The following is a 13,670-nucleotide window of genomic DNA, read 5'->3' as shown; positions in this document are numbered from 1 at the left end:
ATTTCGACTCCACCCCTAACCCCTCCCCGCAAGCGAGGAGAGGAACTGGATTTCTGCTTAAATTCTATTTATGCATATTTATATTAAATTGGTATCACTATTCATCTTGAAAACTACCTGTTTATCTATCTAAAGAATGGTGTATGTAGGAGGTGATTTCTTGTCAAAAGCAAGATGAAATTTCATCAAACCTGCGGTGAAATGAAATTAGCTTGTTTAGTTTTAATTGATAGGAGTTCAATAATATGACGATATTATCCCATGATGAACTCAAAACTTTAGTTGATAATTCTCAAAGCCCTTGTGTTTCTTTATATATGCCTATGCAAAAGGCTGGGCCAGAAATTCGCCAAAACCCAATTCGTTTGAAAAACTTAATCCGTGAAGCTGAAGAACGTTTGGATGCGATGGGGATGCGCCACACTGAGGCGGTAGATTTTCTCCAACCAGCGAAGGAACTTGATACAACAGATTTCTGGCAAAACCAAAACAACGGATTAGCAATTTTTATTTCTCCCCAGATGTTTCGCTATTACTGTCTGCCAATGGAGTTTCAAGAATTGGTAGTTGTTGGCGACAGGTTCCATCTTAAGCCATTGCTACATTTAATCAATAGTGATGGCAAGTTTTATCTCTTAGCTCTAAGTCAAAAGGATATCAAATTTTTTGAGGGAACGGGCTACAGCCTCAATGAAGTGGAAGTAGAAAATATGCCTCGGAGTATGGATGAAGCTCTCTTAGAAGATGATATTCAAAAAGGGGTGCAACATCGGATTGCTACATCTAGAGGAGGAACCGCTAATCCATTTCAACAGCCAGGCGAATTTCATGGTCAGGGAAGTCCCGACACAGATAAACGTCAAGAAGATATCTTACAATTTTGTCACGCTGTTGATCGGGCGGTACACGAGAAAATCCGGGGGCAAAATGCGCCTTTACTGTTGATGGGTGTTGAGTATCTGTTCCCGATTTATCAAGAGGCAAATACCTATCCTTATTTTGTTGAATCAGGTATTACTGGTAACCCCGCAGAGATGAAACAGGAACAATTGCATCGGCAAGCTTGGCCCATAGTCGAACCTTTATTTCATCAAAATCAGCAGTCAGCAATGGCGCTTTATCAGCAACTAGCTGGGACTGGTACAGCTTCTAGTGATATTAAAGAAATTGTATCAGCTACTTATTGCCACAGGGTTGATTCGATGTTTGTGCCAATAGATATGCAAATTTGGGGTAAATTTGATCCAGATACCATGACTGTCGATTTACACTCAGAACCAGAGCCAGATGATGAAGATATGTTAGATTTTGCCGCCATTCAAACATTTATCAACGGTGGTAAAGTGTACACGGTTGAATCAAAACAAATGCCAAATGGCACACCAGTAGCAGCTATTTTCCGTTATTGATAGTTTTTGTGGTGTTGTATAAGCTCGACTTTATCCAAAATTAAGAACTCGGTTTATTTATCCGGCAAAACCCTTGGCTTTTTGGCAAATACTTTTTCCATATCACTGATTATCGATGAAATCCCAAAATTACAACACCTACCCCACAAAGGTTTCAGCGATACCAATCGAGTTGCCAAAAAAATGGATAAAGTCGAGATAAAGTGAAACCAACTATATACCAATACGGTTCAGTTAAGGCTAACTTTATTTTTTTTAACGAACCGCAGAGGACACAGAGGACACAGAGAGAAAAGAAAGAGAAGGAAAAAATTGCTTAACTGAACTGTATTGAACTATATACAACACCTATGTTTTACAGTCAGATATCGACATTTAACAGCAAATTTTTCACCATTTTGTTGGCTGTTAAGAATGTACTCATTCTTCAATAACTGGGCTGCGGAGGTCTTCCACCATTGCTTGAATTTCAGCCGGAGGGGGTGGGGTGAGGCGAGAAACTACTAAGGTAACTACAAAGTTAATCAGCATACCTAGAGTGCCAATTCCTTCTGGAGAAACCCCAAAAAACCAAGGTTGCATACCCCCAAACTTAACGCCGATAATGTAGACTATGGTAAAAATTAAACCAGTCAACATCCCAGATATTGCCCCTTCAGAATTGGTGCGCTTGTCGAAAATCCCCAAGATAATTACGGGGAAAAAGCTAGCAGCAGCTAAACCGAAAGCAAAAGCCACGACTTCACTTACAAATCCTGGCGGGTTCACCCCAAAGTAGCCGGCCAGAACTAGGGACAAACCCACCATAATCCGCCCGAAAAACACCCGTTTTTGTTCGGAGGCCGTGGGATCGATGATGCGGTAATAGATATCGTGGGCGACAGAACTGGAAATTACCAGCAATAGACCTGATGCTGTAGACAAAGCTGCTGCTAATCCACCAGCTGCGACTAAGCCAACTACCCAAGGAGCTAATTTAGCTACTTCTGGAGTAGAAAGGACGATGATATCCCGATCAATTGTAATTTCGTTAGTGTCTTTACTTGGGGTCAACTGAAGACGACCATCTTGATTTTTGTCATCAAAGGCTAGCAGTCCAGTTTTTTCCCACTTAGTCGCCCAGTCAAGCTGCTGCACTTCTGCAACGGTCTGATTGTGCAGAGAATTGATCAGGTTATAGCGGGCAAACATCGCGATCGCAGGAGCTGTAGTATAAAGAATCGCTATAAATAACAATGCCCAACCAGCAGAAAAACGGGCTGCCCGTACACTTGGGACTGTGTAAAACCGGACAATAATATGGGGTAAGCCAGCAGTACCGACCATTAAGGCCACAGTTGTAAACAGCACATCAAGCATGGACTTGTTGACAAATGGCTTGGTATACTCCTGAAACCCTAAATCAACTTGGATTTGATTGAGTTTGTCGGCAACATCGCTGAAGGTAAATGCTAATTGGGGAATAGGATTACCTGTGAGTTGCCAGGCGATCGCAATTGCTGGAATTAAATAAGCAAAAATTAACACAAAGTACTGTGCTACCTGTGTCCAGGTAATGCCTTTCATCCCTCCTAACACGGCAAAAAAGCCAACGATCACCATGCCGATGATCACACCTGTATTGATGTCAACTTGGAGGAAACGGCTGAAAACAATGCCCACGCCCCGCATTTGCCCAGCCACATAAGTGAGGGAGATGAAAATAGCTGCAACTACTGCTACTAAACGAGCCACATTTGAATAGTAGCGATCGCCTACAAAATCGGGGACTGTATATTTACCAAATTTCCGGAGGTAAGGAGCCAACAGCAATGCCAACAGCACATAGCCACCAGTCCAACCCATCAAATAAATAGAACCGTCATATCCCAAAAAAGAAATCAGCCCCGCCATTGAAATAAACGAAGCGGCTGACATCCAGTCAGCTGCCGTGGCTGCACCATTAGCAATGGAGGGTATCCCCTGTCCGGCGATGAAAAAGTCTTTACTATCTTTAACTCGTGATTGCCAACCAATATAAATGTAGCCAAGGAAGGAGAGTCCAACCAACAAAATAGTCCAAATTTCAACTGACACAGTTTTCCCTCACTTCTTGATATTATATTTGCGGTCTAACTTGTCCATTTGAAAGGCATAAATGAAAATCAAAGCCACAAATACCAGGATTGATCCCTGCTGTGCCATCCAAAAGCCAAAGGGTACGCCGAAAAAACGTATCCCGTTTAATGGTTGAACCAGCAAAATACTGAATACTATAGAAACCAATGCCCAGACAATTAAAAGATTACGAATTAAAGTAGTATTAGCACGCCAGTAAGAACGACGCTGATCTTCATCCATTGTTGTTTATAGTCAGTGCATCCAGAATAATATCAAGAAGCCGCTATTATCCTGTCTAATTCTGTGAATTTTTTTATTCTTAGTAAATCTTATGGAAACTAGGTAGTAAAAATAACATAAAGTATCTGGAAATTCAGCGCGTGCAACAGGGTGACAAAAAACCAGATTGCGCTCAATTGTAGGGGCGAAACTGGATACAAGTGATGTCTACGACGGACTATGTTATGCCTATTTGGTTTCTGGCGGCGGCTAAAATTAAACGTTGTTCAGCACGAGCGATCGCTTTATATGTCCTTTCCACTGCTTCGGGTTCTACGGAAATAGAAGTAATCCCCCATTGCACCAATTGATCAATGATTTCTGGATAGATTGCTGGTGCTTGACCGCAGATTGAACAAGGTATACCCGCAGTTTTCGCCATTTGAATCAGTTGTGCGATCGCACCCATTACCGCCGGATGACGTTCATTCAATACTCTGGTAATCTGTCCTTGTTCTCGATCTACACCTAACAGTAATTGAGTTAGGTCATTTGTGCCAATGGAAATCCCCGCTACACCTGCTTTGACATATTCTGGGAGTAAAAATAGCACACTTGGCACTTCCGCCATCATCCACAGTTGAAACTGTGGTACTTGAGTTAAACCAGCTTGCTCAACTTTGTCCCGACAAAAAGAAAACTCTGCCACACTGCGAACAAAAGGCAACAATAAATTAACATTGCTGTATCCAGCTTTCTGCACAGTGGCTAAGGCTGTGAGTTCCAACTCAAAAACTGCGGGATTGCATACATAACTGAATGTCCCGCGATAGTTAAGCCCTCCCAAGGAATCGTCCGGGGATGAATTCTGCACAGAATGTTGATGATGTAGCCCTGATGGTAACTCATGCGATCGCCAATCCAAAGAACGATAAAAAACAGGTCGCGGCGCAAAAGCACGAGTAAACCGGATAATCTGCTCAGTCCATTTTTCTAACAATTCTGCTTGACGACCACTGACAAGCCAACTATGGGGATGTTGTCCTTCCAGGATGTTGAGTAACATTAATTCTGAGCGCAACAATCCCACTCCATCCACTGGTAAAATTTGCGCTGGCTCGATTAATCTGGGCTGACTCAGGTTAACTAGCAACTGGGTAGAAATCATTGGTAAGTGAGGCTCGACAGGAGGATGGAGAGATTGGGTAATGCTTGGCTCTGGGGAATTTAGTTCTTGAGTTTCTCCCTCTGCTGCTTTGTCTGTTCTGATCCGATAAACCTCGCCGCGATCGCCATCCACAAGCAGCCGCTCCCCGTTTTGAATCAATACTGTGGCATCTCCGGCACTAACTACGGCGGGAATACCTAATTCTCTGGCTAGAATTGCCGCATGGCTAGTTAATCCTCCCCGCTCCGTGATAATCCCCGCAACTTCTTGTAAAAAAGGTAACCACTCTGGAGCAATAGTTACTGCTACTAAAATGACTCCTTTGTGTATTTGTCCTGGTTGTTTGTGGGTATCGGTAATTACGTGAGCTTTTGCTGTCAAACGTCCCCCTGATGCCCCTATACCTTTGATGAACTGTAAATTGGGAATTGTAGATTGAGGAGAGCTAACTTGAGTTAAGTAGAGATTGGCATCTGGTATTTGATCAGAGATAGTCCATTTAATAGTAAAATTACTTCCTATTTCACTCACAAGTTGATTCCCCAGAGTGATGACTTTTTGCAGATATTCTTCTGATAAAGCGTATTGCTTTTGTTGGGCTTCTTGAAGTATATAAGTCACTATATCAGTATTATCTGCTGTGACGACTAACTTGGGTAAATCCACAGTTGCGGGATCATCAAAGCCATAAGCCAACATTTTATTGCCTAGATGTCGCTCTAGGATTACTCCTGTTTCTGGTTGGATGTAATAGACATCCGGTAGGACATCGCCTTGGGAAATGGCTACTCCTAATCCCTTAGTGGCTTCTATTGTCCACCCTGAAGAATGAGCATGAAGAAGACCACTAGCGATCGCATTCTCCATTGGTTGTACCAACACCGCTAAATTAACTTGTTGCAGGTTAACTCCCACCCGCCGCCAATACAGTAGACTCCTAGCCCGAAATAACTGACTCCAAGTGCGTTTCAATGCTAAGGCGATCGCTTCTTCATCGCAGCGACAAAAAATTGCATCCAACAACCCAGATGTATTTCCTCCCCCAGGTGCGATCGCCGATAAAGCCATGCTGGGGCGCAAAATCAGATAACTACTTTGCCATTCTCTGGCTGCGGTGAAAATTTTATTTACCCACTGCGGTGGTACTGTCCCTGTGATGATTTCCTGACGTAAGCGGCCAGCTACCTGCTGGAGTTGTCGCCAATTAGCTACATCTAGGTGCAAAGAAGAATAAGGTAAATCTGCTACTAAAGCGGACGTACTATTGAGAGTCGCGAGAAATTGTCGCAACATTTCTGCTGAAACGACAAAACCAGGTACCACCGGATAGCCACGCTGCATAATTTTACTCAAGTAGTATGCTTTGTCACCTACCTGAGCGCGGTCTTGCAGTTTAATTTGGTCAAGCCAGTAGAGTTTATCCACTCAATTTGTTAGTTGTCAGTTATATATTTGTCTCTACGCGTCTTTCCTCCCGGTATATTTTCAGATATCATCTCCTGAAAACCTGCCATGAAGATCGTCGGCAATTTACATTTAATTACAGCAATAAGAGTGATTGCTTAAAGGCTAGGGTTCCTTCAATTATTCAGTTTATTGTGAAATCTAGCAATTTGAATTAGAACGTTACCAGATAACTATTTTTCACATTCAAAACACAGTTAATTCAGGTAATGTAGGTGATAGTATTTTTCCCAGACCCAAAATTGTTAAACACCTACTACCTTACACCGGATGATTCACTGAATCTCATATTTAGGCTATGTCTCGCTTTGCTGATCGGGGCAATCATCGGCATAGAGCGCCAATTCAAGCATAAGCCAGCTGGTTTGAGAACTCATATGTTAGTAAGTTTTGGCGCAGCAGTATTTATAATTATACCTCTGCAAGCAGCCTTACCACTGATGAATCCTGATGCACTGAGCCGGGTTATCCAAGGTGTTGCAACTGGCGTGGGATTTCTGGGGGCTGGGGAAATTATGCGCCAATCTTCCGAAGAATCACAGAAAATTAAAATTCACGGACTGACATCAGCTGCATCTATTTGGGTTTCGGCTGGTTTGGGTATGGCTGCTGGGTGTGGTTTGTGGCAGTTAGGATTAATTGGTGCTGTCTTAACTTTCGTAGTTCTCAACATATTTAAAAAATTAGAATAAATTTTAGTCATTAGTCATTAGTCATTAGTCATTAGTCATTAGTCATTGGTCATTGGTCATTACAGCAGTTCCCGGTATTATAAGGTACAGATATTAATGATAAAACTCTTGTGGTGCGGGCATCTTGCCCGCTATGTGTACCTCATAGCAGAAGGAAGTGCTGTAGTCATTGGGAAGTCACAATTTTTCCCCCCTGCTCCCTGCTCCCTGCTCCCCTGCCTCTTCTCCCCCCCTGCCTCTTCCCAGTCCGCAGTTACGATACTATTTCCCCTGACTTCACATACAGAATTTGCGAGGAATCCAACCACTGGGCATCAAAAGAGCTGAGGTGAGTGGTTGTAATTAGGGTTTGAAATCGGTCTTGAATGGCATCAAGTAATTGATTTTGGCGGAATGGGTCTAATTCAGCGAGAACATCATCCAGCAATAGCAGGGGTGGCTCTTGGACGACTTGTTCAATGAGTTGTAATTCGGCTAATTTTAGGGCTAATACTAAAGTTCGTTGTTGACCTTGAGAACCGTATTGACGAGCCGGGGTTTGATTAATGATTAATTCTACTTCGTCGCGATGAGGTCCAACCAGGGTTGTACCGCGGTAGAGTTCAGCCGCAGCTCGTTGTTGAATTTTGGCTAAAAAAGCTGACTGGATTTCTTCTGGATGGATTTCTGCCAACGGTACACTAGGCAGATAATTGATTTGCAAAACTTCTGTACTACCACTAATACTAGCGTGCCAAGCAGCAGCGATGGGAGCCAGTCTTTGAATTGCGCGATCGCGTCTTCTAATTACCTTGGTACCAATGGTAACTAACTGAGCATCCCAGATGGCAAGTGTTGAGAGGGGATTCATCCCATCTGTACTAGGGGGGTGCGCGTCTTGAATGTTCTTTAAAAAAGCGTTGCGTTGGCGTAATACTTGGTTGTATTGCTGCAAAATGTGAGCATAAATTGGTTCGAGTTGAATTAACAGTGTATCTAGCCAATTCCGACGGACATCAGGGCCACCGCGTACTAAGTCTAAATCCAAGCTAGAAAACTGTACAGCATTGAGTACACCCAAAAAATCCATTTGTCGGCGCACAGATTCGCCATTAATCGCCACGCTACGGCGACCATTGTGGCGGAGAGTTAAAGCCAAATCACTGGTACCATTTTCTCGTTCCAGAGTGGCATTAATTTGAGCTATATCCTGTCCTTTTTGAATAAAATCCGTGACGCGCCCCATCCGATGCGATCGCAATGTCGCCAACAACTCCACCGCCTCCAATAAATTAGATTTTCCCTGAGCATTATTACCCACCAGAATTGTTTTAGCAGCAGTAAACTCAACCTTCTGGTCTTGGTAATTCCGAAATTGTCTCAGGTGGAGGTTTTTTAAGTACATTGGTCAATCAATTTTAGATTTTAGATTTTAGATTTTGGATTAGACTGCAATCTAAAATACTTTAGTCATTGGTCATTAGTCATTGGTCATTGGTCATTGGGAAAAAACTTCACCCCTGCACCCTGCACTCCTACCTCTTCTCCCCCCTGCACCCTGCTCCCTGCACCCCTGCACTCCTACCTCTTCTCCCCCCTGCACCCTGCTCCCTGCACCCCTGCTTCTTCCCCCACTCCCTACTCTTTTCTACACACTCGTTCTACCTGTCAAGCGCAAGAAAAGCTTTTCCAATTCAATCCAAACAAACATCAAAGCACTGAAACCACAACAAATAGCCAACTCTGTGGGAGGTAACCAATGAGTTCCAAAGAAAGCTCTCAGGGGTGGGACGTAAATTAGCATCAGCTGCAAAATCGTCGTCACAACTACAGCCCCCAAGACAAACATATTAGAGAAGGGATTCATCTCTATAGTCAGTTTGTTATTAGAACGAATGGCGATCGCATGACCCATCTGAGCGATACACAAGGAAGTAAATACCATTGTCTTCCAGCGTTCTGGGTCAAGTCCTTCAACCGGAATTTTGCAATGATTGTATGCCCATACCATCAAAATAATGGTAATCACAGCAAAGATAATTCCCATGCGAATAATGTAAGAACCTAACCCCCTAGCAAAAATACTTTCGTGGGGACTAAAAGGCGGACGCTTCATCACATCTGGTTCCGGGGGTTCCACAGCTAAGGCCAAAGCTGGTAAACCGTCTGTTACTAAATTCATCCAGAGAATTTGTAATGGTGTCAGGGGAACGCCTCCCAGTCCCAACAGTGGCGCTGCGGCAATGGTGAGAACTTCGCCCACGTTACTACCGAGAATGTATTTAATAAAGCGGCGAATATTAGTGTAAACCACTCTGCCTTCTTTTGTCGCCGCCACAATGGTTGTAAAGTTGTCATCGAGTAACACCATGTCACTGGCTTCTTTACTGACATCAGTACCAGTAATACCCATTGCAATACCGATATCAGCTTGTTTCAGGGCTGGCGCATCATTGACACCATCGCCGGTCATGGCGACACATTTACCCCGACGTTGTAAGGCTTTGACGATTCGCAGTTTGTGTTCTGGGGAGACTCTGGCGTAGATACTCACTAAGTCAACTTGTTGCTCTAATTCCTGGTCACTTAGATGCTGCAATTCTTGACCTGTAAGAACTCTATCACCTACTTGAGCTATGCCCAATTCAATGGCGATCGCTCGTGCAGTTAGCTGGTGGTCGCCTGTAATCATGATCGGGCGGATTCCGGCGTTGCGAGACTCTTGGACTGCTGCCTTCACTTCTGGACGAGGGGCATCTAGCATCCCGACTAAGCCCAACCAAACCAAATTTACCTCAGATATCTCATCCGACCCGGCTGGAGGGATTTCTAGCAGAGGTTTGTAAGCCAAACCCAGCACCCGCAAACCTTGACTAGCCATGCGGTCATTTTCTGCCAAAATTTCAGCGCGTTGATCGTCGGTGAATGGGACGGAGTGATTACCCAAATGAATCTGAGTACAACGTGCCAAAGTTAATTCTGGGGAACCTTTGGTAAACATTAAATAAGGTTCAGACTGAATAAAGCCAGCAATTACCGGGTCAACAGCCTTTACAGATGCTTCACCTGTGGCGACTTCCTCTACCTGACAAATCACACTCATCCGCTTGCGTTCCGAGTCAAAGGGAAACTCGCTCACACGGGGTAATTTGCTACTCCATTGGTCTTTTTCAATTCCAGCTTTTCCCGCCACAGTGACCAATGAACCTTCTGTGGGATCTCCTAAAATTGCCCATTCGCCTTGTTCTTTTTGCAGCACCGCATCATTACAAACGGCAGATGCAACAAGTATTGCGGAAATTTCGGGATAATCTTCCACAAGGATAGTTTGATTATCTAACTGAAAATCACCTGTGGGTGCATAACCTTCTCCGGTGACGCGAAAAACATGGTTATTGGCATAAACTGACTGCACCACCATTTTATTTTGGGTCAATGTGCCAGTTTTATCAGAACATATCGTCGTTACAGAACCCAAGGTTTCCACCGCTGGTAGCTTGCGAATCAAGGCGTTGTGGCGTACCATGCGCTGAGTTCCCAGTGCCAAGGTGACGGTAATCACAGCAGGTAAACCCTCTGGAACTACAGCCACCGCCATACTCAAGGAAACTTCTAAAAGTTCTCGGATGTTGCTGAAACCTCTGGCTTGAATGATGCCGCCGACAACGACAATGGCTACAAGAACCAAAGAACCTGTAACTAGGACATTACCTAGCTGAGTCATGCGCTGCTGCAAAGGTGTCGGCTCGTTTTCCACTGACTGCAACATGGTGGCAATTTTACCAATTTCCGTTTGCATTCCAGTGTTAGTGACTAGCACCTTGGCGCGTCCTTGGACGACTTCCGTAGCTTGAAAGACTACATTCAGGCGATCGCCCAATGATGTTTCTGCGGGTAAGATTAAATTAGCCTGTTTGTTGACAGCCTCCGCTTCACCTGTGAGTGCCGATTCCCGCACTTGTAAATTCGACTGTTCAATCAAGCGTCCATCTGCGGCTATCTGCATTCCCGCTTCCAGCAGCATCACATCTCCCGGTACCAATTCCTTGGCGGCTATCTCCATCAACTTGGTGCTACGGAGAACTCGCACTAAGGGAGAGGTCATTTGTTTCAAGGCTGCTAAAGCTTTTTCGGCACGAGTTTCTTGGACATAGCCCAGTACGCCATTCAGAACTACAATTGCCATAATGGCGATCGTATCTTTAAATGGCACTTCCCCAGGCTTTAATTCTCCCGCTTGCCAAGCCAGGAAGTCTAAAAACCCAGAAATCAAAGCTACGGCAATCAGCATCAATAACATAATGTTCTTGAACTGATCTAGCAGAATTTCCCAAGAACTGCGACCGTTACTTTCTTTTAGTTCATTGGCACCGTATTTTTCCAAACGTTGCCGCACATCTTCGGGTGTTAAGCCACTGTCTGCGTCACTAGCAAGCAGGTTTAGTGCTTTATTAACTTCCAAACTATGCCAATCGGCAGTATCTTCTTCTGAATTTGACGGTATGCGAACAGGGAAAGAATTAGCAGACATTGTGTATGTCACAGAAAATGGTTATAGAATTCGATCATAATTTAGAGATGACCGGAAAAGTATCAACTAAAGTTACATTCAGAATTTTCCCCCAGTGGTGTGACTTAAATGTCTATGTACTACGGTGAAATTTACTAACTTTTTTGGCTTATCGTCTATGTGTTTCTGGGCTAAATCGTCGTATTTAACACAGTATATTGATGAACGCAACTCTAAAAGCGACAATTTTGGTCATCAACATATACCAAAATTAATCTTAGGCGTGCTAAACCGGTGAATAAATATGCTTAATATTAGTTTTGCACTTCCTAGTTTGACTACCAGCCAAATGTTTGGTCAAAGAACAATTCGACCGTTAACAGCTGCAACTCTTTGTGGCATTGCTTTCATCAAAGATACACTGCTAGCCATTGATAGTATTAAGGGGCATTTACTAGAGATTGATCCCACCTCTGATAACAGCACAATCCGAAATCCCAACCAAGTCAGGGAATTTCGCGATGTCAAAGGTCTTGCCGTGTGGTCAGATGCTCTCTGGGTAACGCGTGAAAATAGTGTTTATCTGTCCAAACTCTCGTCTTTGGCTTTAGAGCATTTTGTGACTTTGCCTTATCCGGCTGATGGCGTTGCTGTGTGGGAATCCACAATTTACGTGAGCTGCCAAAAACTCGGCTGTATTCTGATTTTTGATGGCAATACGCGTAAAGAAATTACCAGGTTTTATGCACCTGGAGTAGGGGTGGAAAATTTGGCAGTCAGCCTTGATACTCTTTGGGTTTGCGATCGCACAGAACAAACAGTCTATGCTATGGACAGAGCCACTGGAGAACTTAAATTCAGCGTCTTAACACCATTTGAATTTCCCACAGGGATAGCCTTACATCAAAATCAAGAGACAGGCAAAGACACCCTATTCATCGCTTATGCCTCAGATGAGCCTTATATCCGGGATAATCCCAATGCTGATCCCAGTCATGAACTAACATATCGCGATCGCACATTTATTCATCCCCTCGATTACCATCACGAGGCAGATAAACAATACGCCCTATCTAACGGCTATCTGATTGAAATGTCCTACGCCGAGGAAATAGCTCCCTTAGACGAGGTATATTTGCCCGATGTAGAATGGCGCATTGCCCTACCCTCAGAAACTGAACGCCAAAAGTTGAAACACATTGAACCTATTGGTATTCCTTTTACCGAAGAAGTCATCGATGGGCAACGTGTGGCAGTATTTAAATTTGATGCCCTCACTCCCGGCGAAAGACATATATTTGGCTGGAAAGCCCTGTTAGAAGTTCGCGGAATTAAGTATCGCATCACCCCAAAAGATGTAGAAAACGCTCCCGAAATCTCACCAGAATTTCAAAGTCGCTACCTAGTAGATGACGACGACTTGGCAATGGATACTGACATTGTGCGCCGTGCTGCTAGTGAAGCCATTGGTTCAGAAACCAATCTGCTGCGGAAAATGTACAACATCCGCAACTACGTTTACGATGAATTATCCTATGGCATTAAACCCCACATTGACACCCCAGATTTGGTCTTAGAACGGGGTGTTGGTTCCTGTGGCGAGTATGTTGGTGTTTTACTAGCTTTATGCCGTTTAAATGGCATTCCCTGCCGCACAGTGGGTAGATATAAATGTCCTCCCCATAGCGAACATCAAGGAGTTCCATTGCAACCAGACTTTAACCATGTGTGGTTAGAGTTCTACATCCCCGGTTTTGGTTGGTTACCAATGGAATCTAATCCTGATGATTTGGGAAACAATGGCCCATACCCCACACGCTTTTTTATGGGTTTATCCTGGTATCACATTGAAATTGGTAAAGGCATAACTTTTGAAACCTTAAGTAGTCAAGGTAAAAGGCTGACGAAAGATGACATCCCTCTAGGTGACTTGGCAATTAATCACATCCGCTTTACAATTCTTAAAGAATTACCGCCGTTTAGTCATTAGTCATTGGTCATTAGTCATTGGTCATTGGTCATTGGTCATTGGTCATTGGTCATTAGTCATTGGTCATTGGTCATTGGTCATTAGTCATTGGCAATAAACAAGATTCCCAATTTTGTTGTGGGATGGGTGTCCCCACCCG

Annotated in this window: 8 protein-coding genes; 3 read left to right on the top strand and 5 right to left on the bottom strand. The window is 43.8% G+C overall.

Annotated features, from left to right (window positions below; translation table 11 throughout):
- The first annotated feature begins 245 nt into the window (after nucleotides 1-245).
- Nucleotides 246-1,409, top strand: coding sequence for a baeRF3 domain-containing protein (locus AACX33_RS01680; protein ID WP_193997584.1), 1,164 nt, complete (start codon nucleotides 246-248; stop codon nucleotides 1,407-1,409).
- A 420-nt stretch (nucleotides 1,410-1,829) separates the two neighbouring features.
- On the opposite strand, the gene AACX33_RS01675 is transcribed toward AACX33_RS01680, so the two are convergent.
- The 3 genes from AACX33_RS01675 to AACX33_RS01665 form a co-directional block, all read right to left on the bottom strand.
- A complete protein-coding gene (locus tag AACX33_RS01675) occupies nucleotides 1,830-3,485 on the bottom strand; it encodes a VC_2705 family sodium/solute symporter (RefSeq protein WP_193997585.1) in 1,656 nt (551 codons plus the stop codon).
- A gap of 9 nt (nucleotides 3,486-3,494) precedes the next feature.
- On the bottom strand, nucleotides 3,495-3,749 hold the full coding sequence (locus tag AACX33_RS01670) for a DUF4212 domain-containing protein (protein ID WP_193997586.1): 255 nt from the start codon (nucleotides 3,747-3,749) through the stop codon (nucleotides 3,495-3,497).
- A gap of 217 nt (nucleotides 3,750-3,966) precedes the next feature.
- Complete coding sequence (locus tag AACX33_RS01665) at nucleotides 3,967-6,321, bottom strand: putative PEP-binding protein (protein ID WP_193997587.1); 2,355 nt, start codon at nucleotides 6,319-6,321, stop codon at nucleotides 3,967-3,969.
- Nucleotides 6,322-6,602: 281 nt separating this feature from the next.
- Here AACX33_RS01665 and AACX33_RS01660 point away from each other — a divergent pair, with 281 nt between their 5' ends.
- Nucleotides 6,603-7,052, top strand: a complete 450-nt coding sequence (locus AACX33_RS01660; RefSeq protein WP_193998010.1) for an MgtC/SapB family protein — start codon at nucleotides 6,603-6,605, stop codon at nucleotides 7,050-7,052.
- Nucleotides 7,053-7,305: 253 nt separating this feature from the next.
- On the opposite strand, the gene recF is transcribed toward AACX33_RS01660, so the two are convergent.
- A complete protein-coding gene (gene recF / locus AACX33_RS01655) occupies nucleotides 7,306-8,436 on the bottom strand; it encodes a DNA replication/repair protein RecF (protein WP_193997588.1) in 1,131 nt (376 codons plus the stop codon).
- 243 nt (nucleotides 8,437-8,679) lie between these two features.
- The gene (locus AACX33_RS01650) at nucleotides 8,680-11,562 is read right to left on the bottom strand and encodes a cation-translocating P-type ATPase (RefSeq protein ID WP_193997589.1); all 2,883 of its coding nucleotides are present in this window, start codon (nucleotides 11,560-11,562) and stop codon (nucleotides 8,680-8,682) included.
- 283 nt (nucleotides 11,563-11,845) lie between these two features.
- On the opposite strand from AACX33_RS01650, the gene AACX33_RS01645 reads away from it, so the two are divergent.
- Nucleotides 11,846-13,531 (top strand): transglutaminase-like domain-containing protein, encoded by a 1,686-nt coding sequence (locus AACX33_RS01645; RefSeq protein ID WP_193997590.1) that lies wholly within the window; start codon nucleotides 11,846-11,848, stop codon nucleotides 13,529-13,531.
- Nucleotides 13,532-13,670: the final 139 nt, after the last annotated feature.

The organism is Nodularia sp. LEGE 04288, from assembly GCF_963896525.1.
GTDB lineage: Bacteria > Cyanobacteriota > Cyanobacteriia > Cyanobacteriales > Nostocaceae > Nodularia.
The sequence above is the reverse complement of the archived record's forward strand: the minus strand, read 5'-3'. Positions and strand labels throughout refer to the sequence as shown.